This window comes from Arthrobacter sp. B3I4 (assembly GCF_030816855.1).
In the GTDB taxonomy this organism is placed as follows: Bacteria; Actinomycetota; Actinomycetes; order Actinomycetales; family Micrococcaceae; genus Arthrobacter.
Window position 1 is genome coordinate 1,623,219 of the sequence record NZ_JAUSYK010000001.1, and the last position, 25,001, is coordinate 1,648,219.

20 protein-coding genes and 1 pseudogene are annotated in these 25,001 nt (G+C 68.6%); 16 read left to right on the top strand and 5 right to left on the bottom strand.

Annotated features, from left to right (window positions below):
- Positions 1 to 19: 19 nt before the first annotated feature.
- Complete coding sequence (locus QFZ61_RS07690; protein WP_307034812.1) at positions 20 to 550, top strand: GNAT family N-acetyltransferase; 531 nt, start codon at positions 20 to 22, stop codon at positions 548 to 550.
- Here QFZ61_RS07690 and QFZ61_RS07695 read toward each other — a convergent pair.
- Positions 547 to 1,980 carry a 6-phospho-beta-glucosidase gene (locus QFZ61_RS07695; protein WP_307034814.1) on the bottom strand — a complete coding sequence of 478 codons (1,434 nt, stop codon included), beginning with the start codon at positions 1,978 to 1,980 and terminating at the stop codon, positions 547 to 549. The genes QFZ61_RS07690 and QFZ61_RS07695 overlap by 4 nt on opposite strands.
- A gap of 82 nt (positions 1,981 to 2,062) precedes the next feature.
- Between QFZ61_RS07695 and QFZ61_RS07700 the strand changes: the two genes are divergently transcribed.
- From QFZ61_RS07700 to tsaD, 6 genes are read left to right on the top strand one after another with little or no spacing between them, the layout of a single operon-like run.
- Positions 2,063 to 3,154 (top strand): carbohydrate kinase family protein, encoded by a 1,092-nt coding sequence (locus QFZ61_RS07700; RefSeq protein ID WP_307034816.1) that lies wholly within the window; start codon positions 2,063 to 2,065, stop codon positions 3,152 to 3,154.
- Between the two features lie 58 nt (positions 3,155 to 3,212).
- Complete coding sequence (gene alr, locus QFZ61_RS07705) at positions 3,213 to 4,436, top strand: alanine racemase (RefSeq protein WP_307034818.1); 1,224 nt, start codon at positions 3,213 to 3,215, stop codon at positions 4,434 to 4,436.
- A complete protein-coding gene (gene tsaE, locus QFZ61_RS07710) occupies positions 4,433 to 5,059 on the top strand; it encodes a tRNA (adenosine(37)-N6)-threonylcarbamoyltransferase complex ATPase subunit type 1 TsaE (RefSeq protein ID WP_307034820.1) in 627 nt (208 codons plus the stop codon). The genes alr and tsaE overlap by 4 nt, the downstream gene beginning before the upstream one ends.
- A 2-nt stretch (positions 5,060 to 5,061) precedes the next feature.
- A complete protein-coding gene (gene tsaB, locus QFZ61_RS07715; RefSeq protein ID WP_307034821.1) occupies positions 5,062 to 5,733 on the top strand; it encodes a tRNA (adenosine(37)-N6)-threonylcarbamoyltransferase complex dimerization subunit type 1 TsaB in 672 nt (223 codons plus the stop codon).
- 47 nt (positions 5,734 to 5,780) lie between these two features.
- Positions 5,781 to 6,254, top strand: a complete 474-nt coding sequence (gene rimI, locus QFZ61_RS07720) for a ribosomal protein S18-alanine N-acetyltransferase (protein WP_307038057.1) — start codon at positions 5,781 to 5,783, stop codon at positions 6,252 to 6,254.
- The gene (gene tsaD, locus QFZ61_RS07725) at positions 6,251 to 7,354 is read left to right on the top strand and encodes a tRNA (adenosine(37)-N6)-threonylcarbamoyltransferase complex transferase subunit TsaD (protein ID WP_307034823.1); all 1,104 of its coding nucleotides are present in this window, start codon (positions 6,251 to 6,253) and stop codon (positions 7,352 to 7,354) included. The genes rimI and tsaD overlap by 4 nt, the downstream gene beginning before the upstream one ends.
- Positions 7,355 to 7,393: 39 nt before the next feature.
- Here tsaD and QFZ61_RS07730 read toward each other — a convergent pair whose 3' ends face one another.
- The gene (locus QFZ61_RS07730) at positions 7,394 to 8,545 is read right to left on the bottom strand and encodes a glutamate--cysteine ligase (protein ID WP_307034825.1); all 1,152 of its coding nucleotides are present in this window, start codon (positions 8,543 to 8,545) and stop codon (positions 7,394 to 7,396) included.
- A gap of 437 nt (positions 8,546 to 8,982) precedes the next feature.
- Here QFZ61_RS07730 and QFZ61_RS07735 point away from each other — a divergent pair, with 437 nt between their 5' ends.
- A complete protein-coding gene (locus tag QFZ61_RS07735; protein ID WP_307034827.1) occupies positions 8,983 to 10,473 on the top strand; it encodes a glycoside hydrolase family 3 protein in 1,491 nt (496 codons plus the stop codon).
- A 28-nt stretch (positions 10,474 to 10,501) separates the two neighbouring features.
- A complete protein-coding gene (locus QFZ61_RS07740) occupies positions 10,502 to 11,329 on the top strand; it encodes a shikimate 5-dehydrogenase (protein WP_307034829.1) in 828 nt (275 codons plus the stop codon).
- 40 nt (positions 11,330 to 11,369) lie between these two features.
- Here QFZ61_RS07740 and QFZ61_RS07745 read toward each other — a convergent pair whose 3' ends face one another.
- Positions 11,370 to 12,596 (bottom strand): class I SAM-dependent methyltransferase, encoded by a 1,227-nt coding sequence (locus tag QFZ61_RS07745; protein WP_307034831.1) that lies wholly within the window; start codon positions 12,594 to 12,596, stop codon positions 11,370 to 11,372.
- Between the two features lie 56 nt (positions 12,597 to 12,652).
- Between QFZ61_RS07745 and QFZ61_RS07750 the strand changes: the two genes are divergently transcribed.
- The 4 genes from QFZ61_RS07750 (at position 12,653) to QFZ61_RS07765 (ending at position 17,576) form a co-directional block, all read left to right on the top strand.
- Positions 12,653 to 13,066 (top strand): hypothetical protein, encoded by a 414-nt coding sequence (locus tag QFZ61_RS07750; protein ID WP_307034833.1) that lies wholly within the window; start codon positions 12,653 to 12,655, stop codon positions 13,064 to 13,066.
- Positions 13,067 to 13,290: 224 nt separating this feature from the next.
- Positions 13,291 to 13,587: a co-chaperone GroES gene (gene groES, locus QFZ61_RS07755; RefSeq protein WP_307034835.1), complete on the top strand. Its 297-nt coding sequence runs from the start codon at positions 13,291 to 13,293 to the stop codon at positions 13,585 to 13,587.
- A 77-nt stretch (positions 13,588 to 13,664) separates the two neighbouring features.
- Positions 13,665 to 15,275: a chaperonin GroEL gene (gene groL / locus QFZ61_RS07760; protein WP_307034837.1), complete on the top strand. Its 1,611-nt coding sequence runs from the start codon at positions 13,665 to 13,667 to the stop codon at positions 15,273 to 15,275.
- A 240-nt stretch (positions 15,276 to 15,515) separates the two neighbouring features.
- The gene (locus QFZ61_RS07765; RefSeq protein WP_307034839.1) at positions 15,516 to 17,576 is read left to right on the top strand and encodes an acyltransferase family protein; all 2,061 of its coding nucleotides are present in this window, start codon (positions 15,516 to 15,518) and stop codon (positions 17,574 to 17,576) included.
- 13 nt (positions 17,577 to 17,589) lie between these two features.
- Here the strand turns inward: QFZ61_RS07765 and QFZ61_RS07770 are convergent, their stop codons facing one another.
- The gene (locus QFZ61_RS07770; RefSeq protein WP_307034841.1) at positions 17,590 to 18,558 is read right to left on the bottom strand and encodes a DUF389 domain-containing protein; all 969 of its coding nucleotides are present in this window, start codon (positions 18,556 to 18,558) and stop codon (positions 17,590 to 17,592) included.
- A 134-nt stretch (positions 18,559 to 18,692) separates the two neighbouring features.
- On the opposite strand from QFZ61_RS07770, the gene QFZ61_RS07775 reads away from it, so the two are divergent.
- From QFZ61_RS07775 to QFZ61_RS07785, 3 genes and pseudogenes are all read left to right on the top strand, one after another.
- Positions 18,693 to 20,774: an acyltransferase family protein gene (locus QFZ61_RS07775; RefSeq protein WP_373427138.1), complete on the top strand. Its 2,082-nt coding sequence runs from the start codon at positions 18,693 to 18,695 to the stop codon at positions 20,772 to 20,774.
- A gap of 176 nt (positions 20,775 to 20,950) precedes the next feature.
- A pseudogene (gene guaB, locus QFZ61_RS07780) lies at positions 20,951 to 22,463 on the top strand (IMP dehydrogenase).
- Between the two features lie 11 nt (positions 22,464 to 22,474).
- Positions 22,475 to 24,316, top strand: coding sequence for an ABC transporter ATP-binding protein (locus QFZ61_RS07785; RefSeq protein WP_307034843.1), 1,842 nt, complete (start codon positions 22,475 to 22,477; stop codon positions 24,314 to 24,316).
- On the opposite strand, the gene QFZ61_RS07790 is transcribed toward QFZ61_RS07785, so the two are convergent.
- Positions 24,313 to 24,918 carry a hypothetical protein gene (locus QFZ61_RS07790; protein ID WP_307034845.1) on the bottom strand — a complete coding sequence of 202 codons (606 nt, stop codon included), beginning with the start codon at positions 24,916 to 24,918 and terminating at the stop codon, positions 24,313 to 24,315. The two genes, QFZ61_RS07785 and QFZ61_RS07790, sit on opposite strands and share 4 nt — an antisense overlap.
- Between the last annotated feature and the right edge of the window lie 83 nt (positions 24,919 to 25,001).

Genomic DNA, 25,001 nt, shown 5'->3' on the forward strand with positions numbered 1-25,001 from the left:
TGCTGCTAACGTGGCCGCTGTGAGCACAAATGACGAAAGCCGGCAGGTGCCCTGGCTCATCCGCGAGGCGACCGGCGAGGACTGGCCCGGTATCTGGCAGATTGTCGAGCCGGTGGTCCGCGCCGGCGAAACGTTTGCCTGGGACCGGGACACCACCGAGGACCAGGCCCGAGCCAAGTGGTTCCAGTCGCCCCCGGGCCGCACCTTCGTCGCGGTAGGGACGGGCGAGCTCGACGGCGTCGTGCTGGGCACCGGGGAAATGCACCCGAATCAGCGCGGCGGCGGAAGCCACGTCGCCAATGCCGGCTACATGGTCCGTGCCGGGCAGGGCGGCCGCGGCCTGGCCCGCGCACTGTGCGCCTACTCCCTGGAGGCAGCCCGGACGGCAGGGTTCCGGGCCATGCAATTCAATGCCGTGGTGGAAACCAACACCCGGGCCGTGGCCGCGTGGCAGGCGATGGGCTTCGAGGTCCTGGCCACGACCCCGGAGGCTTTCAACCACCCAAGCCAGGGCTACGTCGGCCTGCACGTGATGTACCGCAGGCTTTAGGAGTCCCGGCGCCAGAGCTCCCTGAGCTGCGGGAACGCCGCCTCATAGCCGGAGAGCAGCCGGGCTGCCAGGGCGTCGGAATCAACCAGCGGGTGCCGGGCGAACGCCGCCAGGGCGGCTTCCCTGCGCGTACCCGGGCCGGCCCAGCCTGGACCGGCCGGAGCAGCGCCGGCCGGGGCAGCGGCCCGGACCACGAGCCGTTCGACCTCCTTGACCCGCAGCATCAGCGCCAGCTGCGCCTCCGCCGGTCGAGCCTGGGGGAGGGGGACGACGCCGCCGGCCCCTACCCGGGCGGGCACCTCCACGACAGCGTCCGCCGGTAGGCCGGGGATCGCGGCGTCCGGCACACCGCCGGGGCCGGGGACCGTGTTGGGGGTATTCAGGACCAGTTCCGCGTCGCCGCCGCCGGCGAGGGCACGCATCACGGCCAGCGCGACGCGCTCGTACCCGCCGCCGGCCAGATCCTCCTCGTCCCGCTGCTCGCCGCCGCTCCGGGCCTCCGCCAGGTAGCCTTCCTCGCGGGACCGGCGGGCAGCGTCCCACAACCGGTACGCGTCCGCGCCGGCGGAGGCGAGCCGCGGGTACAGCTCAACCTGCTGCCGGTGGATGGACTCCCCGCGGGTCGTCGCTGCGGCGCGCATCGCGGCGACGGCGCGGGCGGTCTCGTAGTAGTAGTACAGGTACTCGTTCGGCAGGCAGCCCAGGGCGGCCAGGAACGGTTGCGGGAACAAGCGGCCCTCCTCGAACCCTGCCAGCGCCCCGGCGTCGGCGAGCAGGCCGGGCAGGACGTCCTCGCCGCCGGCTTCGAGCCGATACAGCCAGCCCAGGTGGTTGAGCCCGTAGTAGCCCACGCCGTCGAGCCTTCCTTCGGGCAGCCCGACGCCGGCCGCCCGGGCCGCGCGGCGCACCAGGCTGCCGGCCGAATCACAGATCCCAACGACCCTGGACCCCAGCACGGGGACCAGCGCCTCGGTCACCATGCCGGCCGGGTTGGTGAAATTGACCAGCCAGGCGCCGGGGCAGAGCCGCTGCATGGCCTGCCCGAGCTCCAGCATCGGCGGGATGGTGCGCAGCGCGTAGGCGATCCCGCCGGCGCCGGTCGTCTCCTGGCCCAGCAGGCCCAGGTCCTGCGCCACCCGCTCGTCGAGGGTCCGTCCCGCCGTGCCGCCGGGACGGATAGCGGCGAAGACCATGTCGACGCCGGTCAGCGCGTCGTTCAGTGCGGTGGTGGTGCGTACCGGCGGGCCCTGGGAGCCGGGCGGCGCCTGCTCCCGCAGGCAGGCCAGCACGGCCTCAATGGCGGCGAGCCGGCCGGCGTCGACGTCATAGAGCACCAGCTCCCGGACCAGCCCCGCAAAGGGGCCGGCGGAGAGCGCCCGGTAAACAAGCGGCACGCGGAAACCGCCGCCGCCAGCAATCATGAGCCGCATTCCAGCAGTCTATGCCGGGCAGGTTTGCGGGACCGGCATGTCCGGCTGTCGCCGCCCGCCGGGACGGCGTAGTGTGCGTTCTATGGACGCCATTCCAGCGCCTCGCTTCGACCCGCTTGCCGCCGTCCGCACGCCCGGGGCGGAGGGTTTTGACCTGCTGCTGACGGGCACCGTGTTCCAGGACATCATTTTCACCGGGTTGCCGCACGCGCCGCAGCCCGGGACGGAAGTCTGGAGCGAGGGGATGGGCAGCTGCCCCGGCGGGGTGGCGAACCAGGCGATCGCCGCGGCGCGGCTCGGTCTGCGGACCGGCCTTGCAGCCGCCTTCGGCGACGATGGCTACGGCGATTACAACTGGAAGATCCTGGACCGGCAGGAGCACGTTGACCTTTCCCTGTCCCGGCGCGTCCCTGGCTGGCATTCGCCGGTCACGGTGTCACTCAGCGTGGAGCGGGACAGGTCCATGGTGACGCACGGACACCCGGCCCCGGTCACGTCGACGGAACTGATCGGTTCACCGCCACCGGCCCTCGCCGCCGTCGCCGACCTCACGGAGGAGCTTGAACCGTGGGCTGCTGATGCGCACCGGGCCGGTGTCCGGCTTTTCGGCGACGTCGGCTGGGACCCCACGGGCGCGTGGGCCCAGGCCCGGCTGAAGAATCTGCAGTACTTCCACGCCTTCATGCCCAACCAGCAGGAAGCGATGGCCTTCACCGGAAAGGACAACCCCTGGGGGGCGCTCTACGCGCTCGCGGATAAGGTTCCGGTCGCCGTCGTGACGCTGGGAGCGCAGGGCGCCATGGCAGTGGACTCTGAAACCGGCGAGGAAGAGTGGGTGCCGTCGCTGCCGGTCCCGGCCTTCGATCCCACCGGGGCCGGTGACTGCTTCGGGGCCGCGTTCATCGTTGGCTGCCTGGCCGGCTGGCCGCTGGGGGACCGGCTCCGCTTCGCCAACCTGTGCGCCGCCCTGGCCGTGCAGCATGTGGGTGGCTCATTGGCCGCGCCGGGCTGGGGCGACCTGGCCGATTGGTGGCAGCGCGCCAACGCCCGCAAGGAACGCCAGGGCAGCCAGTGGCTCCGGCGCTACCGGTTCCTGGAAGAAATCGTCCGTGACGTGCCGGCGGAGGCCCAGCGGCGGGCCTCTGCAACCCTGGCCCACCTGTCCGACGCGTAGGAGACCCGGTGCGGGACCTGGATTCAGCAGCGTCTGTGGCCACCCGTAGAATCGTTGGGTGATATACCCAGCAGCAACAGGTGATTTTGAGCCCCTCGCGGACGCGGCGCCGTCCCGCGTCGAGGAGCGCTCGGCGGTAATCGACCTTGAGGCCATCCGGCACAACGTCCGCCGGCTGGCGTCCGTGGCTTCCCCGGCCAAGGTGATGGCCGTGGTGAAGGCCGACGCTTACGGCCATGGCGCCGTCCCTGTGGCCCGGGCCGCCCTCAGCGCGGGGGCCACCTGGCTGGGCGTCGCGCACATTTCCGAGGCCCTTGCCCTGCGTGCCGCCGGGATCGAGGCGCCGATGCTGGCGTGGCTGCACACCCCCGAAAGTAACTTCGGCGCCGCCGTGGCCGCCGGCATCGACATCGGTTGCTCCGGCTGGGAGCTGGGCCGCATCGTGGCCGCCGCCCGGGAGCAGGAGCGCCCCGCGCGGATCCACCTGAAAGTCGACACGGGGCTCGGCCGCAACGGCGCCACCCTGGCGACGTGGGACTCGCTGCTGGGCGAGGCCATCGAGTACCAGGACCAAGGGCTGCTGCGGGTCGTGGGGATCTTCTCCCACCTGGCCGTCGCGGACGAACCCGAACGACCGGAGACCGACGAGCAGCTGGCCGTGTTCCGCGAGGTCCTGGCCATGGCCCAGGATGCGGGCGTCGACCCCGAGGTCCGCCACCTTGCCAACACCCCGGCAACCTTGTCGCGGCCGGATACCCACTTCGACCTGGTGCGGGTGGGGCTGGGCATTTACGGGCTCTCCCCGTTCGAGGGGCAAAACTCGGCGGAAGTCGGGCTGCGTCCGGCGATGACGGTCCGGGCCCTCGTCTCGCATTGCAAGGACGTGCCGCCGGGCCAGGGCGTTTCCTACGGCCTGAACTACCGCACCAGCGGCAACAGCACGCTCGGCCTGGTCCCGCTGGGCTACGCCGACGGCGTGCCGCGGGTCGCCACCGGCGGCCCCGTCCGGGTGGCCGGTGTGAATTACCCCGTGGTGGGCCGCATCGCCATGGACCAGATGGTCATCGACCTGGGCCCGCTCTCTGTCTCCGCCGGCGGGACCTCGCTGCTCGGCGCGGAAGCGGTGCTGTTCGGTGACGGGACCGACGGCGGCCCCACCGCCGAGGACTGGGCCAGGGCAGCGGGCACCAACAACTATGAGATCGTCACCCGGATCAGCCCGCGCGTGCCCCGCCGCTACATCAACGAAGCGCCAATGCCCGGCGCCGGGACCATGCAGTGAGCGGCCCCGCCTGGGAGCGGACGCTCGACGTCGGGACTGCCGCCGGCACCCACGCCCTCGCGGCCGCGCTTGGTGCCGAGCTGCAAGCCGGGGACCTGCTGGTCCTCACCGGCGAGCTTGGCGCGGGGAAGACCACCTTCACCCAGGGGCTGGCCGAAGGCCTCGGCGTCCGGGCCGGAATCATTTCGCCCACGTTCGTGCTGGTCCGGATTCACCCCAATTTGCCGGACGGACCGCGCCCGGGCGGCCCGGACCTGGTCCATGTTGATGCGTACCGGCTTGGCTCGGCCGCCGAGGTCGATGACATCGACTTGGAGAACACGCTGGACAGTGCGGTGACCGTCGTGGAGTGGGGCCGGGACCGGGTTGAACACCTGAGCGAGAGCCGGCTCGAAGTGGAGCTCTACCGCCAGCTGGGCAGCGCCGGTACCGCCGGCAACAGCGCCGGCACGGGCTCGCAGCAAAGCGACCATCCCCCCGCAGGCCCGGTGCTGGACTTCGACACCGACGACGCCGACGAGCCCCGCACCGTGGTGTTCCGCGGCTTTGGCCCACGCTGGGCGGAGCCGCCGGCCGCCCTGGCCGGTCTGCCTGCCTCTCCCGCGACCCCGGAAACGGACTGAAGATGCTCATTCTCGCCATCGATACCTCGGCTGTCGCCAGCGCGGCACTCGTTTCCGACGACTCGCTGGAATCCGCTGTGGCCAGCTTCGCCACCGAGGACACCCGCAGCCATGCCGAGGTTCTCGCCCCGGGCATCGACCGGCTGCTGACCGGCGCGGGCCTCCGGGGCGCCGACGTCGACGTCATTGTCACCGGGGTGGGGCCGGGGCCGTTCACCGGCCTCCGCTCGGGCATTGTCACCGCGCGCAGCCTGGCTTTTGTCTGGCAAAAGCCGCTTTACGGGCTGATGAGCCTTGATGCGATTGCCCTTGAGGTGGCCGAATCGACGGAATCCGCCGCGGAGTTCATCGTCGCCACCGACGCGCGGCGCAAGGAAGTCTACTGGGCCCGGTACGCCCTCGCCGGCGGCCAGTTGCCGCAGCTGCTGGACGGGCCGCACGTGGGCTTCGCCGCCGACCTGCCCGACCTTCCGGTCTACGGTGCCGGTGCCGGCCTGTATGCGGACGTGCTGAAAGCTGTCCCGGAATTTGCGGGCCGGCAACCCGAGGCACTGTCGCTGGGCCAGTTCGCGCTGGCACGCCTGGCCGCGGGCGGGCAGCTCCTGGACACCACCCCGTTGTACCTGCGCGAATCCGATGCGCAGGTTCCCGGCCCGCGGAAGCGCGCGCTGTGAGCGCCCCGGCCGCTAAGCCGGAACGGACCGGCGCCGTCCTGAGGTCGATGGTGCCGGCTGACATCCCGGCTGTGCACGCGCTGGAGGCCAGCCTCTTCCCGGTGGACGCCTGGCCCGTGCAGATGTTCGTCGACGAACTGTCCCAGACCGATACCCGGCGGTATCTGGTCGCCGAGGCCGACGGTGAGATCGTCGGTTACGCCGGATTGATGTGCATCGAGCCCATCGCGGACGTCCAGACCATCGCCGTCGTGCCCGAACACGAAGGCCGCGGCATTGGGTCAGCCATGTTGACCGAGCTCATCGAGGAAAGCCGGTTGCGGCACGCCGCCGATGTGCTGCTGGAAGTGCGGGCCGACAATCCCCGCGCCCAGCAGCTCTACCGGCGCTTCGGCTTCGAGCAGATCCACGTCCGGCCGCGCTATTACCGCGACGGCGTCGACGCGCTGATCATGCGGCTCCAGCTGCAGACCGCGGACACGAGCCACACCACACCGTCTACCGAAACAGGCCCAGCATGAACCGGCAAGAATCCCAGCCGCTGGTGCTGGGCATCGAATCCTCCTGCGACGAAACCGGCGTCGGCATTGTCCGCGGCACCCGGCTGCTGGCCAACACCGTCTCCTCATCCATGGAGGAGCACGTCCGCTTCGGCGGGGTCATTCCCGAAATCGCTTCACGAGCACACCTTGACGCTTTCGTGCCCACGCTCCGGGAGGCGCTCGCAGCCGCGGACGTCACCCTGGACGACGTCGACGCCATTGCCGTCACGTCCGGCCCCGGCCTGGCCGGTGCGCTGATGGTCGGGGTCTGTGCAGCCAAGGCGCTCGCCGTCGCTACCGGAAAGCCGCTGTACGCGATCAACCACCTGGTCGCGCACGTCGGTGTCGGCCTGCTCGAACCGGACACCCCGGAGGCAGGCGCAGCCGCGCCGGCTGCCCTTCCGGAGAACCTCGGGGCGCTGCTGGTCTCCGGCGGCCACACCGAGATCCTGCGGATCCGCAGCATCACGGACGACGTCGAACTGCTTGGTTCCACCATCGATGACGCCGCCGGCGAGGCCTACGACAAGGTCGCCCGGCTGCTGGGGCTCGGCTACCCGGGCGGCCCGGCCATCGACAAGCTCGCGCGCACCGGCAACGCCAAAGCCATCCGGTTTCCGCGCGGCCTCACCCAGCCCAAGTACATGGGCACCGCGGAGGAACCCGGCCCGCACCGCTACGACTGGTCGTTCAGCGGACTCAAGACCGCCGTCGCACGCTGCGTGGAGCAGTTCGAGGGCCGCGGTGAAGAATTGCCGGTAGCGGACATCGCCGCGGCCTTCCAGGAGGCGGTGGTGGACGTGATCACCTCGAAGGCCGTGCTGGCCTGCCGCGAAAACGGCATCACCGAACTGCTGCTGGGCGGGGGAGTCGCCGCCAACTCGCGGCTCCGCCAGCTCACCGAGCAGCGCTGCACCTCCGCGGGTATCCGGCTGACTGTTCCGCCGCTCTCGCTGTGTACGGACAACGGCGCCATGGTGGCCGCGCTCGGTGCCCAGCTGGTGATGTCCGGAACTGCCCCCAGCGGGATCGGCTTCGCGCCTGATTCGTCGATGCCGGTGACGTCCGTCTCTGCCTGACGTCCGTGTGCGTCTGACCGCCGGAGCCCGGCCGGGGGACTAGGCTTCCGGCCCCGTGCGCATCTGGTCGACCAGGTCCAGGACGACGGCGCGCAGGTCACCGCCGTGCTCGGCCGCCACCCGGCGCTGCCGCTGGCAGCCGGCGCCGCGCTGGATGATTTTTTCGACGTCCGCGAGTTCGGCGCTGCAGCCAAGCCGGGCGGCGACGGGCTCGAGCCGCTTCAGCGTCTCGCGCAGGTGTTCGGTGACGAGCTGTTCGTTCCCGTCGGCGTCGAGGATGATGATCGCGTCCAGCCCGTAGCGGGCAGCACGCCATTTGTTTTCCTGGACATGCCAGGGCGGCATGGTGGGAATGGTCCCGCCGTTGTCCAGCGTGGTGGAGAAGTCATCGACCAGGCACTGGGTCAGGGCGGCAATCGCGCCGACCTCCTCCAGCGTGGCCAGACCGTCGCAGATGCGCATCTCGATCGTGCCGAGGTTGGGCACGGGGCGGATGTCCCAGCGGATTTCGGAGATCGCGTCGATCACCCCGGTGGTGAACATGTCCTGGACGTAGGACTCGTATTCGGCCCAGCTGGAGAACTGGAACGGCAGGCCCGCGGTCGGCAGCTGCTGGAACATCAACGCGCGCTGCGAGGCGTAGCCGGTGTCCTCGCCGCCCCAGAACGGACTCGACGCGGACAGCGCCTGGAAGTGCGGGAAGTAGTTGACCAGGCCGTCGAGAACCGGAAGCACTTTGTCCCGGCTGTCGAGCCCCACATGGACGTGGACGCCGTAAATCACCATCTGACGCCCCCACCACTGGGTGCGGTCGATGAGTTTGGCGTAACGCGCTTTGTCAGTGACTGGCTGCAGCTGCGGCGGGCTAAAGGGATGGCTTCCGGCGCAAAAGACTTCCACGCCCATCGGGTCGGTGACCTCGCGCAGCGCCGCGAGGGAACTGTTGAGGTCCGTCTTGGCTTCCGCGACCGTGGTGCAGATGCCGGTGACCAGTTCCACCGTGTTCAGCAGCAGTTCCTGCTTGATGTGGGGATGCTCGTCATCTTCGTTCAGTTCGGGGTGGCGGGCGGCCACGCCGCGGAGCACCTCGGCGGCCACGGAGGCCAGCTCACCGGTTTCAGCGTCGACGAGCGCGAGTTCCCATTCCACACCAAGAGTTGATTGCCGTGATGAAGCGAAATCAATCTTCATGTGGTCCCTTCGCATATTTTGGCGGCGTTATCGCCGGCCGGTGTTGTCAGCCGTTGCGGTGGCCAGGCGGGTGCGGCGGGAAGGCAACGGTGCTCCAAGTGTAGTGCAGGGGTAGCATCGAGCTGGTGGTCAAGTTACAGCTGGTACGTGAGAGTTTTCACAGGAGAACCCTTTTACCCGCGACTTTGGCCACTCTGATCGGGCTTGCGGCAGGCGCAGCAGGTTGCGCCGGCCCGGCCGGTTCAGCAGCGGGCGGTCCCGGTCCGGCGGGTTCGGGGCCGGCTGTTTCAGCCCCTGCCGTTACAGAGCCTTCGGACTCCCGCCCGGCCGCCTCCCTCCCGGCAGCGTTGTCTGCGGTCCCGGGAAGAGCCACCGCAGCCGCGCCCCCGAGCCTGAGGCCGCTGCAGCCGGCCAGCGCCGCCGGCAAGCTCCGCCCGTTGGGTTGGGGCCCGGACCAGCGCGACGCGGATGCCGCGGGCAGGGCTGTCGCCGCCATGACCCTGGAGCAAAAAGCCGGGCAGGTGCTGCTGCCGTTCTTCACCGGCCTCGACGCCGAAGCGCACGCCAGGACCGTGGAACGGCTGCATCTGGCCGGTTCGATCATCATGGGCGATAACGTCCCCGGAACTCCCGACGGTCAGGTGGACACCGCCGCCATGCGGGCGGCAACCGACCGCCTGCAGCGGGCCGCACGCGCCGACGGCCGCGGCTGGCCCGGCCTGGTCGGCGTGGACCAGGAAGGCGGGACGGTTGCCCGGCTTCGAGCCCCGCTGACCGAGTGGCCGGCCCCGATGAGCTACGGAGCAGCCGGCAACGGACCGCTCGCGGCCGATGCGGGCCGGGCCATGTCTGCGGAACTGGCCGGCGTCGGCTTCAACGTCGATTTCGGCCCGACGGCGGATGTGACCATGGGTCCCGCCGATCCCACGATCGGCGCCAGGTCCATCTCCGGCAGCGCGGACACCGCCGCCGCTGTCGGCACCGCCTTCGCCAAGGGCATGCTTAACGCCGGGGTCGTTCCCGCCGCGAAGCACTTCCCGGGCCACGGCTCGGTAACAGTGAATTCGCACGAGGGGCTGCCGGTTCAGGGGGCGAGCCTGGAACAACTGCGCGCCAAGGACTTAAAACCGTTCCAGGCGGCCATCGACGCGGGGCTGCCGATGGTCATGACGGGACATATCGCCGTCAAGGCACTGCAACCCGGCGTGCCCGCCTCCGTCTCGCCGGCGTCCTACGCAGAGCTGCGCCGGATGGGCTTCAAAGGTGTCGCCGTGACCGATGCCCTGAACATGGGCGCCATCGTGCAGCAGTACCCCAACGACGCCGCCGCCCCGCTGGCGCTGGCCGCGGGCGCCGACCTGGTGCTCATGCCGGCGTCTGTCGACGCCGCCCATGCCGCCATCGTGAACGCGGTCCGGACCGGCACCCTGCCGGCAGCACGCCTCAACGAGGCGGCGCAGCGGGTGGCAACGATGCAGCTCTGGCGGGGCCGCAGCCAGCCGGCACCGGCCAGGGCCCCCGGCAGCGGCTCGGCCCTGTCGGAGCAGGTCTCGCAGCAGGCCATCACCGTCCTGGCGGGGCCCTGCAACCGTCCGATCATCCCGGCCAGCGTCCGGGTCAGTGGCGGCTCAGAACAGGACCGGGCCCGGTTCGCAGCCGCGGCCAGGCGCGCCGGCATCGGCATCGGCGCCGGTCCGCTCGTCACGCTCATCGGATACGGCGGATCCCCCGCCACCGCCGACGTGGCGGTGTCGCTCGATGCGCCGTGGCCGCTGGAGAAGTCCGTCGCCCCGGCGAAAATCGCCCTGTACGGCCGGAGCCAGGAGGCCTTCGACGCCTTACTCGGCGTATTGGCCGGCGCAGCCGCTGCACCCGGGAAACTGCCGGTCGCCGTCGGGACGCAGGCTCCAGGGACGGGCTGCCCCTGAAGGGGGCCCGGTGGCGTTTAATGGTGCTGTGCCCATCCTGAATAAAGACATGACGCTCTGCATCTCGCTCTCGGCCCGGCCGAGCAACAACGGGACGCGGTTCCATAACCATCTCTATGAGCAGCTGGGCCTGAACTGGATCTACAAAGCCTTCGCGCCCGCGGACCTGGCGCAGGCAATCGCCGGGGTTCGGGGGCTGGGACTGCGCGGGTGCGCGGTGTCAATGCCTTACAAAGAGGACGTCATCGCCCTCGTGGATGTGATGGACCCGTCGGCAAAAGCCATCGATTCGGTCAACACCATCGTCAACGACGGCGGCACCCTGACGGCCTACAACACCGACTACACGGCGATCGAGCAGTTGCTGCAGCGCAACAGGATCCCTGCGGACTACTCGGTGTGGCTGCTGGGCGCCGGCGGCATGGCCAAGGCCACGGCGGCGGCGCTGCGCGACGCCGGTTTCCGGAACGTCACCATCATCGCCCGGAACGAGACGGCCGGCCGTGCGCTCGCTGAGCTTTACGGGTTCGCGTGGCGCGCGGCGGTCCCGGCCTCGAGTGAGGGTGCGGCGGACCTGCTCATCAACGTGACGCCGATCGGGATGGCGGGCGGGCCCGAGGCCGACGTGTTGGCTTTCCCGCAGGAAGCGGTGGACGCGGCGAAGGCCGTCTTCGACGTTGTGGCGCTGCCCGCCGAGACGCCACTGATCAAGGCCGCCCGGGCGGCCGGCAAGCCGGTGATCACCGGCGCCGAGGTCGCCACCATCCAGGCCCTTGAGCAGTTCGTGCTCTATACCGGCATCCGGCCCAGCGACGAACAGGTTCGGGCCGCCGAGGAGTTCATGCGCGCGCAGTAACCCGGCCGCGGACCGGCGGGGCCGCCGGAGAGCTGCAGTCCTAGACCGGTTGCACTGAGATGGCCACCCGCTCCTCGCCGATTCTGGTGAGGACCAGGGTGGCCGGCTTTTTGCCCGTGTCCCTGGCGTTCTTTCCGCCGGGGAGGAGTTGTTTGCGCAGTTCTTCCGGCGTGACCGACACGCCCCGCTTTTTGATCTCCAGGACGCCGATGCCGTTGTCCTTGACCCAGGCCTTGAGTGCCTTGACGTTGAACGGCATCACCTCCAGCACTTGGTACGCCCGGGCGAACGGGGTGTCGCCCAGCTCCGGCGCGCAGATGTAGGCAATGTGCTCGTCCAGCAGGTGCCCGCCCAGTTGGAGCGCAACGTCGGCCACCAGACCGGCGCGGATAATGGCCCCGTCCGGCTCGTACAGGTAGCCCTCCACCGGACCCACCGGGGCCGCCGGGCCGGCGTCGAAGTCCTCCGCACTGGTGAGTTCCGCGGCGCCCTGCGGGCCCAGGACCAGCGCGGCGCGGCGGATTCCGGGACGGCGCACCGCATTGAACCACAACGACACCTCGGTGACGTCCCCGCCCACGGAGACCCACTGCGCCTCGCAGTCCGCCGGCACCGACGCGTGCGGCATGCCGGGACCCATCTTCACGCCGACGGCGCGGCCGGACGCGGCCAGGGACTCTACGAAGGACAGCGGCGGGGAGAAATCTTCCGGGTCCCAAAGCCGCTTGGTGCCGGAGCTCGAGGTGGTCCGGCGGGCCGGATCGAGCCAGACGCCGTCGATGCCGTCGAGGGGCACGGCGGCGGCGTCGGCATGGACCACAGTGGCGTTGCGGAACGGGATCAGGTTCATGGTGGCGCACGCGGCGGTGGTTTCGTCCAGCTCCACGGCGGTGACTTTGAGGTCAAGGGAAGCCAGCGCCATCGCGTCGGCGCCCAGGCCGCAGCCCAGGTCCGCCACGTGGGTGATCCCGGCGGCGGCGAACCGCTGGGCGTGCCTGGCCGCGACGGTGAGCCGGGTGGCCTGCTCCAGCCCGGCGCGGGTGAAGATCATCTGCCGGGCAAATTCGCCGAACTTGGCTTCCGCCTTGGTCCGCAATCTCGACTGGGTCAGGGCGGCCGAGACCAGCTCGGGGGAGTGGCCCGCCTTCCGCAGCGAGGCGTTCAGCCGGAAGGCTTCCTCTTCGCGGTACGGACCCAGCGATGCCAGCAGTTCCCAGCCCTCCGGATTGAGCAGCGGCGCGATCTGGTCCTGCGTAGTCTCAGCCATGCAATCCAGCGTAGTTCAGGCGGGCAGCGGCCGGCACGCGCACTAGGCTGGACGGCATGGATGACAGGAACACGCACGACGTCGGCACGCCAGGAAACCCGGAGTCCGGGGGCGGGGAAAGCCGGGGCCGCCGCCAACTGTCCCGTTACGCCCGGCCCGCGCTCGTCGCCGGCAGTGTTGTCGCCGTCGTCTGTATCGCCCTGCTCGTCATTATCTTTTTCCTCGACTCTTTCAACGCGACCGTGTATTCCGTGGGCGGCAAGAACGTCCAGGACAGCACCGATGAAGCGCGGGCCATCCGCGGGACCTATGCCGCCGCCCGGGCGGGCGGCATCGTTTTCCTGGTCCTCGGGGCCGTGGCGGCCCTTGCCGGCGGGCTGCTGCTGTACCGCAACCGGAACAGTTCCCCGCGCATCGACGAAGACGACGACGGCCAGGACTGGGATTACGAAGACCTCGCCGGTCGGTAGCGGCCCGGAGCGCGCGCGGCGGCCTCCGCCCGGGGCGAACTTCTGGCACTCACCTTGACCGAGTGCTAACTCCTTACATAGAGTCGTCATTGGCACTCTCCCTAGGCGGGTGCTAACACCTGAAGCTTCACAGCCAGGCTGCGGCCGGCACCGCGACGACGGTCTGTACGCCTTGGCACCACAGCTTTAAAGTCCACGAATTTGCTGACGAAAAGGAGAGGTCCTTGTCGGTCTCTATTAAGCCTCTTGAGGATCGTATTGTTGTCCGCCCGCTCGAAGCCGAGCAGACCACGGCTTCCGGCCTGGTCATCCCGGACTCCGCCCAGGAGAAGCCGCAGGAAGGCGAAGTTGTTGCTGTAGGCCCCGGCCGCTTTGACGACAACGGCAACCGCGTTCCCGTCGACGTCGCTGAGGGCGACGTTGTCATCTACTCCAAGTACGGCGGAACCGAAGTTAAGACCGGCGGTGTCGAGTACCTCGTACTGTCCGCCCGCGACGTTCTGGCGATCGTCGTAAAGTAACTCCCTTGGACCCCGCGCGCCGCTCCTTCGCTCTGAACGGACGGCTGCGCGGGGTTCTGTCTTGAAAGGACAAAACCATGGCAAAGCAGCTCGCGTTTAACGACGCTGCCCGCCGGTCGCTCGAAGCCGGCATCGATAAGCTCGCCAACACGGTCAAGGTGACGCTCGGCCCGCGCGGCCGCAACGTCGTGCTGGACAAGAAGTGGGGCGCCCCCACGATCACCAACGACGGTGTCACCATCGCCCGCGAAGTCGAACTGGACGACCCGTACGAAAACCTCGGCGCCCAGCTCGCCAAGGAGGTCGCCACCAAGACCAACGACGTCGCCGGCGACGGCACTACCACCGCCACCGTACTGGCTCAGGCTCTGGTCAAGGAAGGCCTGCGCAACGTTGCTGCCGGTGCCGCCCCGGGCCAGATCAAGCGCGGCATCGAGGTTTCGGTCGAGGCCGTTGCCGCCCGCCTGCTGGAAAACGCCCGCCCGGTCGAGGGAACCCAGGTGGCCAACGTCGCCGCCATCTCCGCGCAGAGCGAAGAGGTCGGCGAGCTGCTGGCCGAGGCCTTCGGCAAGGTCGGCAAGGATGGTGTGATCACCATCGAGGAATCCTCCACGACGCAGACCGAACTGGTCCTCACCGAGGGCATGCAGTTCGACAAGGGCTACCTCTCCCCGTACTTCGTCACTGACGCCGAACGCCAGGAGGCAGTGCTCGAAGACGCCCTGATCCTGATCAACCAGGGCAAGATCTCCTCGGTCCAGGAATTCCTGCCGCTGCTGGAAAAGGCGCTGCAGAGCTCCAAGCCGCTCTTCATCATCGCCGAGGACGTCGACGGCGAAGCCCTCTCCACGCTGATCGTCAACCGCATCCGCGGCACCCTGAACGTCGTCGCCGTCAAGGCCCCGGGCTTCGGCGACCGCCGCAAGGCCATGCTGCAGGACATCGCGACCCTCACCGGTGCACAGGTCGTCTCGCCGGAACTGGGCCTCAGCCTGGACACCGTGGGCCTTGAGGTGCTGGGCACCGCCCGCCGCATCACCGTCACGAAGGACAACACCACCATCGTCGACGGCGCCGGTTCGGCAGAGGACGTAGCAGCCCGGGTCGCGCAGCTGCGCGCCGAGCTGACCCGCACCGACTCCGACTGGGACAAGGAAAAGCTGCAGGAGCGGCTTGCCAAGCTCGCCGGCGGCATCGGCGTGATCAAGGTCGGAGCTGCCACCGAAGTGGAGCTGAAGGAAAAGAAGCACCGCATCGAGGACGCCGTGTCCTCCACCCGCGCTGCCCTTGAAGAGGGCATCGTGGCCGGCGGCGGCTCCGCCCTCATCCACGCCCTCAAGGCGCTCGACGAGGATCCCGCCGTCCAGGCGCTCGACGGCGACGCGGCAGCCGCCGTGGGCATTGTGCGCCGGGCGCTGACCCAGCCGCTGCGCTGGATCGCCCAGAACGCGGGTTTCGACGGCTACGTCGTCGTCGCCAAGGTTGCTGAAGCCGAAGTCAACCAGGGCTTCAACGCCAAGACCGGCGATTATGAGGACCTGATCACCGCCGGCGTCATCGACCCCGTCAAGGTCACCCGCGCTGCCCTCCGCAACGCTGCCTCGATCGCCGCGCTGGTCCTCACCACCGAGACCCTCGTGGTGGAGAAGCCGGCCGAAGAGGACGAGCACGCAGGACACCAGCACTAAGACAGTCGATCAGGGACGTTCGGGCCTTCCGCCGGAACGTCCCTTTTCTGTGCCGCGCGCCGTTCCCTGCGCCGGTTGACGGCGTGCCCGGTTCAAAGGAACCGCACAGCTCGGCCTGCTTGAATCGGTAACCGCACGAGGGCGGCGATTGGTCAGAAGCAACAGGCCTTGGCTAAGATGGACGCTGCAGATTTCCGGGGTGCGCGGTCTTCCGTGACGTTCCCGGTGAGAGGTTACAAAATGAGGCAGCAAACAGGGCTTGAGGCGCCGGTCCCGGCAGCTGCCCCACCCAAGCCGGGCAGGAAGCCCGGTTTCAGGCCCGAGATCCAGGGCCTCCGCTCGCTGGCCGTCCTCATGGTCATGACGTACCACATCTGGTTCGGCCGCGTCTCCGGCGGGGTGGACGTGTTCTTGCTCGTCTCGGCCTTCCTCATGACTTTGCAGTTCGTCGGCCGCTACGACGACGGCCGCCCGACGGCACTGCTCAAACACTGGCTGCACCTCTTCCGGCGCCTCATCCCGGCCGCCGTCGTCGTGGTGGTCGCAGTGATCGCGGCCAGCGTCCTCTTCCTGCCCCGGACCCGCTGGCTGGACATCATCGGCCAGGGCTGGGCCTCCCTGTTCTATTCGGAAAACTGGCTCTTGCAGGCCCAAGCCACCGACTATTACGCCTCCAACCACGGACTCGCCAGCCCCTTCCAGCATTTCTGGTCCCTTTCGATCCAGGGCCAGGTCTTCCTTCTCTGGCCGGCCATCTTCGTGGGAGCCGCACTGGTCGCCCGGCGCCACAGGCTGAAATACCGACCCCTGCTGGGCTACATTTTTGCCCTTATCTTTGTCGTCTCCCTGGCCCGTTCAATAGCGTTCACCGATGGCAACCAGACCGAGGCGTATTTCGATACCCCCGCGCGGCTGTGGGAGTTTGCGCTGGGCACCCTCGTGGCGTTAGCCCTGCCGGCGCTTCGGATACCGCAGCCCTGGCGCGTCGGGCTTGGCTGGCTGGGCCTGGCGGCGATGCTCAGCTGCGGCTTCCTGCTCGACGTCCAAGCCTCCTTTCCGGGAAGCATCGCCCTTTGGCCCACCCTGGCTGCAGCCTGCGTGATCGTCGCCGGCCAGACCGGCAGCAGGTACGGAGCCGACCGCTTCCTCAGCACCGGCCCCCTGGTCAGGCTCGGGGACATGTCCTACGCGCTGTACCTGTGGCACTGGCCGGTCCTGGTCATCTCCCTGGCTGCAACCGGCCGCGATCACGCGGGCCCACTGACCGGGGCCGTGATTATCGCGGTCTCGCTGGCCTTGGCCTACCTGACCACCCGTTTCATCGAGAAGCCCTGGCGGCAGTGGAAGTGGCCGGAGCTCCGGCGGCGCCGCGCCGTCACCGCGATTGCGGCCGCCCTCTCCGTCGCAGCCGTGCCGCTCGCCGGACTCCAGCTCAACCTTTACTTTGAGAACCAGGCCGTGCTCGCCAAGGCCGTTCGAAACAATCCGGGTGCCCGCGCGCTGCTTCCCGACTTTGTCAACCAGGCGGACGCTGACGCCGTCCTGCTTCCCGCCCCGGAGAACCTCGGCAAGGACTGGGCGGGCCTGCCCCAGCCCTGCAGCGGAGGGCTGGAGCCACAGGACCGGGTGCTCCGTGAGGCCTGTGCAGAAATCCCGCAGAACGGCACCGGCAAGAGGTCCGTGCTCGTCTGGGGCGACTCGCACGCCGAACAGTGGCTGCCCGCCATTATGCCGGTCAGCCAGGACAAGGGCTGGCGACTTTATGCGATGCTGCTGGGCGGTTGTAAGCCGAGCACCACCGACCAGCACGAGAACGCCGACTGCGACCGCTTCAACGCGCGGGTCACTGCAGAGATCAAACGGAACCCGCCGGACGCCATTGTGGTGGTCGGCACGGCGGCGGCGCCCTCCTCGGCAGAGGAGACGCTGATCCCCGGCCTCGAGGCGAGCCTTAAGACCTGGGCAGAGTTGGGCATTGACGTGGTTCTCGTACGGGACAACCCCCGGTTTGGCTTCAACATGGCGGACTGCGTCGTGACCAAGGGCGCCGACGCGCCGGACTGCAGGCCCGGCCGGGAAGGTCTGGTCGCCGCCACCAGCCCCTTCGATGCTCTGCAGGAAACGGCGCCGGGCGTCGTCACCATCGACATGACCGACCTGATCTGCGAACCGGGCGCCTGTCCGGGCGCCGTCGGGAACATGTTTGTGTATCTGGACAACAACCACCTGAGCCGGACCTACGCCGCCAGCCTGGCACCGATGTTCCGCGACCGGCTCCTGGCTGCCACCGGGTGGGACTAGCCGGCCACTTCCCTCAGCGGCGGGGCTGCTGCGTCTTCCGGCGCAAGCGGACCGCGGCGTCCCGGGGCAGCCGCTTGGTGATGATCCGGTAGAACACCAGCACTGCAACCGCCGAGACTACGAGCCCGATCAGGTTCAGGAAGAGCTGGAGCGCGGACCCCGCCGCCTTCTGATACTCACCCAGCACCAGGGCGACCGCCACATAGCCGGCTGCCGGGACCGTTGTCACCGAGATGAAGACGCCGACCAGGGCCGTCGACCGGCGGCTGATGACGGACAACATGCCGGCAGTTCCGGCCAGCAGGGCGACAATTACGGAGTACGGCCCCGGGTGGTAGATGAACTCCACTGCCGAACCCCGGTCCAGTGCGTCGGTGGGAAAGAGCCCCAGCGGAACGGAGAGCCAGGCGGTCAGGGCCGCCGCCAGCATGGCCACCGGAAAACCCACGCCAAGGGCCAGCGCCGCGCGGCGTCCCAGCCGCCACTGGCGCCGCACGACCGCCACGGCCAGCGCTGCGAGCGGGCCGAACTCCGGGCCGACGGCCATGGCCCCGACGATCGCGATGGTGGAATCGGTGACGATCCCGATCGCCGCAAGCTGGGTTGCCAGGACCAGGAACGCCAGAAAGCTCCAGGTCAGCTTGGAGTCCTCCCCGGTCTGCCGTGACACCTCATCCCAGATCATGGCGTCCGCGCCCTCACCGGGCGCCTCCGCCACGGCCTTGTCCGCGCGGTCGGACAGCAGCAGTTCCGGTGTGGTGACCGAAATCGATCCGCGCTCCTGGACGTTCAGGGCATGAAGCTTTTCGATCAGTGCCTCGACGGCTTCCCGGGCCAGAAAAACCAGGATGACGTCACCCGGCGGCACCACCGAGGCGCCCCGGTGCAACGCCACCTCTGCCACCCCGGGCTCGCCCGAGCAGGACTCGATCACAGCCTGCGAGAGCTCTTCCGGGACACACATCCGCACCTGAACGATCACCGTGGCCTCCTTCGACTCGTAACAGACTAGCCGTGCCGGCCCGTGCCGTGGCGCCGGAGCGGCCACGGATTGGCAATGAAAATTACGGTTCAGTAACATTGATGTTTTTGGAAGCATGCCCGAGGGAGCACGACGTGTCGAACGAGCCCGGTCCAGCCAGTCCGCAGTCCGCGGCGGCCGGCTCGCCGGCGACCCGAAAATCCCGCTACCGGCCCGAGGTGCAGGGCCTGCGCGCCCTGGCCGTCCTCATGGTCGTCACCTACCACGTGTGGCTCGGCCGCGTGTCCGGCGGCGTGGACGTCTTCCTGCTCATCTCGGCGTTCCTGATGACCCTGAGCTTCGCCCGGAAGGTCGAGAGCGGAAAACCGCTCCGGCTCCTGCAGCACTGGTTGCACCTGCTCAAGCGCCTGCTGCCCGCCGTCGTCGTCGTGGTACTCGGCGTGCTGGCCGGCACCTGGGCCATCCTGCCGGCGAGCCGCTGGCCGGACATTCTCGACCAGGCCTGGGCGTCCCTGCTGTACCGGCAGAACTGGCTGCTCGCCGACACGGCCGTCGACTACTACGCCCAGGACCACTCCGGCGCCAGCCCGCTGCAGCACTTTTGGTCGCTTTCCATCCAGGGCCAGGTCTTCCTGCTCTGGCCCCTGATTTTCGCCGGAACCGCCCTGCTGCACCGCGCACTCCGCCGTTGGACCGGCGTCGACGAACGGCTGAACTTCCGGCTGCTCCTGGCCCTGGCGTTCGGGACGGTGTTTGCCGCCTCGCTGGCCTACTCCATCGACCAGACCGCCAACAACCAGGCCTACGCCTACTTCGACACCCGGGCCCGGCTCTGGGAGTTCGCCCTCGGCTCCTTACTGGCGCTCGCCTTGCCCCACCTCAAGCCGGGCAGGGCCCTGCGCGTCGTGCTGGGCTGGGCGGGCCTGGCAGCGATGCTCTCCTGTGGGCTGCTGCTGACGGTGGACCGGTCCTTCCCGGGTTATGTCGCGCTGTGGCCGACGCTCGCTGCCGCGGCGATTATCGTCGCCGGGCAAAGCGGCAGCCGCTTCGGCGTCGACCGCTTCCTCTCGTGGCGGCCGCTGGTCGCTTTGGGGGACAACTCCTACGCCTTGTACCTCTGGCATTGGCCGTTGCTGGTGCTGGCGCTGGCCGGAATGGGCCTCAGCGCCCCCGACCTGTGGCAGGGGCTGGCGATTGTCGCCGTCTCCGTGCTGCTGGCTGTGCTCACCACCCGGTTCGTGGAAAGGCCGCTGCGCGAATGGCACTGGCCGCAACGACAAACTTGGCGCACCGCCGTCGTCATCGCCGCCTGCGGTGCGCTGCTGGCGGCGCCGGTCACGCTCTGGCAAAGCCACATAATTGCCGATGAGGCCGCGGCGGCCTCCCAGCCCAAGGAGTTGACCCCCGGCGCGGCTGCCCTGGCACCGGAGAACGCCGGCAAAACAACGCCCGCAGCCAAGATCATTCCGGTCCCTGCCGCCATGAAAAACGAATGGGCCGACATCGACGGGCTCTGCACAGGCAACAACGTGCCCAGCAACCCGCTCCTGCAGGGCTGTCTGCAAAACAGCCGGCCCGATTCCGCCAGCAAGAAGATCGTGGTGCTCGGCGACTCACACGCACAGCAGTACATGGCGGCGCTGGGCCCCATCGCCAAGAGCCACGGCTGGGAAGTCGTTACCCTGCTCAAGGGCAACTGCCGCTTCGGCGGGGAATCACCCCAGCGCGACGCCGACTGCAACGCCTTCAACAAGGCCAGCGCCGAGTACGTCCTGGAGCACAGGCCCGACGCCGTCTTCACCGTCGCCTCGCTGACCCACAAGGACGCGCCGTACGAAACGGAAGTTCCGGCGTACCTCGAGGGCATCAAACCGTTCACTGACGCCGGGATCGACGTCGTCGGTATCCGCGACAACCCGCGGTTCACCTTGAACATGCCCGAATGCGTGCAGAAGAAGGGCCTCGACGCGGCCGACTGCAACGTTCCGCTGATGCAGTCCCTGGCCGCGTCATCACCACTGGATGCCTACCGCGGCAAAGTGGCGCGGCTCCGCCTGATGGACATGAGTGACTTCATCTGCGCCGACGGCACCTGCCCCGCCGTCGTCGGCAACGTGTACGTCTACAAGGACGACAACCACCTCACCAAGACGTACGTGCAGACCATGATCCCGATGTTCGAGGAGCGGCTGCTCGCGGCGACGGGGTGGAACTAGCCCGGCCGGGAACGGGAGATGCCGTTGCTCACACCGGCCGTACGGAATATGGGGATCGGCGCCGAGGTTCTACTATTTATTCAACACTTCTGCACAGGCCATGCCCGTAATGACGGGCTGGTCATCTGCTGCAACCCCTACCCGTGAACCCAGAAAACAAGGTAAGAGGCGCACTCATGACCCAGCCCGAACACGACCCCTTCGGCTTCATCGGCCTGACCTACGACGATGTGCTGCTCCTGCCCGGGCACACGAACGTCATCCCGTCCGAGGCTGACACCTCCTCGCGGATCTCCAAGCGCATCACCGTGAACACCCCGCTGCTCTCCGCCGCGATGGACACCGTGACCGAGTCCCGGATGGCGATCGCCATGGCCCGGCAGGGCGGCCTCGGCGTCGTGCACCGGAACCTCTCCATCGCCGACCAGGCGGATCAGGTGGACCGGGTCAAGCGCAGCGAATCCGGCATGATCACCAACCCGCTGACCATCGGGCCCGAGGCCACCCTCGCCGAACTGGACGAAATCTGCTCGCACTACCGGGTCTCCGGCCTGCCGGTGGTGGATGAGGGCATGCGCCTGCTGGGCATCGTCACCAACCGCGACACCCGCTTCGTGCCCGAAACGGACTTCCCGATCCGGCTGGTCAGCGACGTCATGACCAAGATGCCGCTGGTCACCGGCCACGTGGGCATCAGCCGCGAAGAAGCCTCGCACAAGCTCGCCACCAACAAGATCGAGAAGCTCCCGCTCGTTGATGACCAGGGCCGGCTCAAAGGCCTGATTACCACCAAGGACTTCACCAAGGCCGAGCAGTACCCGCTGGCCACCAAGGACGACGAGGGCAGGCTGCGCGTCGGCGCCGCGATCGGGTTCTTCGGTGACGGCTGGGAGCGCGCCATGGCCCTGATCGACGCCGGCGTGGACGCCCTCTTCGTGGACACCGCCAACGGCCACTCCCAGGGCGTCCTGGACATGATCCGCCGGCTGAAGTCGGACCCGGTTGCCGCGCATGTGGACATCATCGGTGGCCAGGCGGCCACCCGCGAAGGCGCGCAGGCACTGATCGACGCCGGTGCCGACGGCATCAAGGTCGGCGTGGGCCCGGGATCCATTTGCACCACCCGCGTGGTGGCCGGCGTCGGGGTTCCACAGATCACCGCGATCTACGAATCCGCGAAGGCCGCCATCCCGGCGGGCGTGCCGCTGATCGCCGACGGCGGCCTGCAGTACTCCGGCGACATCGGCAAGGCCCTGGTCGCCGGCGCCGACACCGTGATGCTCGGCTCCCTGCTGGCCGGCTGCGACGAGTCCCCGGGCGACCTGATTTTCGTCAACGGCAAGCAGTTCAAGCTCTACCGCGGGATGGGCTCACTCGGTGCCATGCAGACCCGCGGGAAGAACACCTCATACTCCAAGGACCGGTACTTCCAGGCCGACGTCTCCGGCGACGACAAGCTCATCCCGGAAGGCATCGAGGGCCGGGTCGCCTACCGCGGGGCCGCTGGCCTCGGTGGCGTACCAGCTGGTCGGCGGCCTCCGCCAGACCATGTTCTACACCGGCGCCCCGACCGTCCCCGAGCTCAAGGCCCGCGGCAAGTTCGTCCGGATCACCCCGGCGGGGCTGAAGGAATCGCACCCGCATGACATCCAGATGACGGTGGAGGCACCGAACTACGGTTCACGCTAGTCAGCACCCGCATGTCCGAACTCCTGCCGGCGCGCGAGCCCAAGCGCAAACTGGCGCTGCGCCCCTACGCCCGGGCCGTGGCGCAGGTATTGCGGGTGAGCTTCCGGGCCTCTCCCGCCGCCGTCATCATGAAGGTTGTGGGTTCGCTCATCTCGGCCCTGCTGCCGCTGGTCACCACGTATTTCGCGGCGCTGACCACGACGGCGCTCGCAGCCGCCTACGCCGGGAACGCCGCGGCCGGGCAGCAGGCCATCGTTTATGTCATCATCACGGCGGCGCTCGGCCTCTTCTGGGGAGCGTTCAGCAGCGTGGACCGCTACATCCAGCAACTGATGAGCTTCCGGGTCGGCGCGATCGTGGGCGACCTGATGTACGAACGGTTCCTGGCCCTGGAGTTCTGGCGCTACGACGACAAGGAAACGGTGGACCTGTACGACCGGGCCAAACGGTTCTCTGACTCCTACGCCCGGGTCCTGGACCGGATCGCGGCCATCTTCACCCAGCTGGTTTCGGTGATCCTGGCCGTCGGGGCGCTGCTGCTGGTCAGCTGGTGGATCGCGGTGATCGTGCTGGTCGCGATCGTGCCCAGCGTCTACCTGCAGTTCCGGCTTTCCCGGGAGCAGATCGCGCACTGGAACACACAGGTCGACTCCCGACGGCAGCGCCGGATGATCGAAACCAACCTCCTGCGGCCGCAGCACATCGCCGAGATGCGGCTCTACGGGGTGGTCGGGTACCTGATGGGGCTGCGTTCCCGGCTCCGGGATGCCGATGAGAAACGCCGGCTGGATTTCCAGAAGCGCTACATCCCCAAACAGCTCGCCGCGGACGCCCTGCAGTACGGCGCCGAAGTGGTGTCGCTGATCTGGGTGGTCGGGCAGATCATCGCCAGGGCTCAGCCGGTGGGGCAGTTCCTCTATGTGCAGCAGATCGTCAGCCGCGCACTGTCCACGGCCAACAGCCTGGTCTCCTCGCTCAGCTCCATCGACGAGGACCTGGCGAACCTCAAGGACTACGAGCTGTTCATGGCGCTGCCGGTGCACTCCGGGCACGCCCCGCCCCTGCTTCAAGCACCGGGAGTGGTGGAGCTGCGGGACATCCGCTTCACCTACACCGGAAGCGAACTGGAAGTCATCAAGGGCATCTCGCTGACCATCCGCCAGGGCCAGCACATCGCCATCGTCGGTGAGAACGGCGCGGGCAAGTCCACCCTGATCCGGATCCTGGCCGGACTCTACCGGCCGGACTCCGGGCAGGTGCTGCTCGACGGCGTCGACCTCGCCGCCGTCGACGTTAAGTCCTGGCACCGCCACCTGGCCGTGCTGAGCCAGGAGTTCCTGAAATACGAGTTCGCCACCGCCGCGGAGAACATCCTCTTCGGCGACGTGGACGCCCCCCGCGACGACGAACGGATCCGCCGGGCCGCGGCCGACGCGGAGGCCCTCGAATTCATAAACAAGCTGCCCAACGGGCTGGATAACCATGTCAGCAACTGGATGGAGGATCCGCGCGGTCGTAAGGGCAGCGGACTCTCCGGGGGCCAGTGGCAGCGCCTCGCCATGGCCCGCAACTTCTACCGGAACGCTACTTTCATGGTGATGGACGAACCGACCTCGGCGATTGACGCACTCGCCGAGCACCGGATCTTCACCCGGCTCTTTGCAGACCGCGACAGTACGATCATCGCCATCAGCCACCGGCTCGCGACCATCGAGAAAGCCGACGTGGTCTACATGCTGGAGGACGGCCGCGTGGTGGAGCAGGGTACCCATAAGGAACTCGTGGCCTTGCGCGGGCGTTACTTCCGGATGTTCGAGTCCCAACTCGCCGTGGACGAAGCCGGGGGGCTCTAGGGGCCCGTCACGGTGGTGCGAACCCGTGCCAGGCTCGGTGCCGCGGGAACACTGCTGAAGCCAAACGTTACGGCGGGCCGGATGGCGGCGAGAGCCCCGGCGTCGGCGCCGTCCCAGCCGACCTGGGCGGAACTGATGCGGTGCAGGTCCGTTACGCCGTAATACTCCTGCCGTCCGCCCTTGGCGGTTCCGGCAGTGCTCGCGCCGGGGCTGATCCGGGCTGCGAGCGGGCTGACCGCCCGCAGCCAGTACGGATGCACCGCCACCGGCCGCGGGATCAGGCGAACCAGGCTTCCGAGCCTGGCGCGGACGCCGACGGCGGCGCGGACGCCGAGCGGACCGGCGTCGAGGCTCAATTGCCGGTTATCTAGGGAGGCCGCGACATCCACCACCCGGGTCTCATCAAAGTTGTAGACCGCGGCAATGAAGTCGCAGATCTCGGCGGTCGGAGCAAGCAGGACTCGGTGGCCGGAGGGCAGTTCCACCATGGCGTCGGCGAAGGAACCAAAGGGGGACAGCTGCCAGATGCCCGCCACCACCCGGAGGCCTGATTCCGTTCCCAGTCCGGCGATGTGGCCGTCGAAGACCCAGCGTGTACCCATGCCGCCAGCGTACCGTCCGAGCAACCGCGCCAAACAAGAACGGGCATGTCCTCCGGGGAAAGGAGGGCATGCCCGTTCTTGGT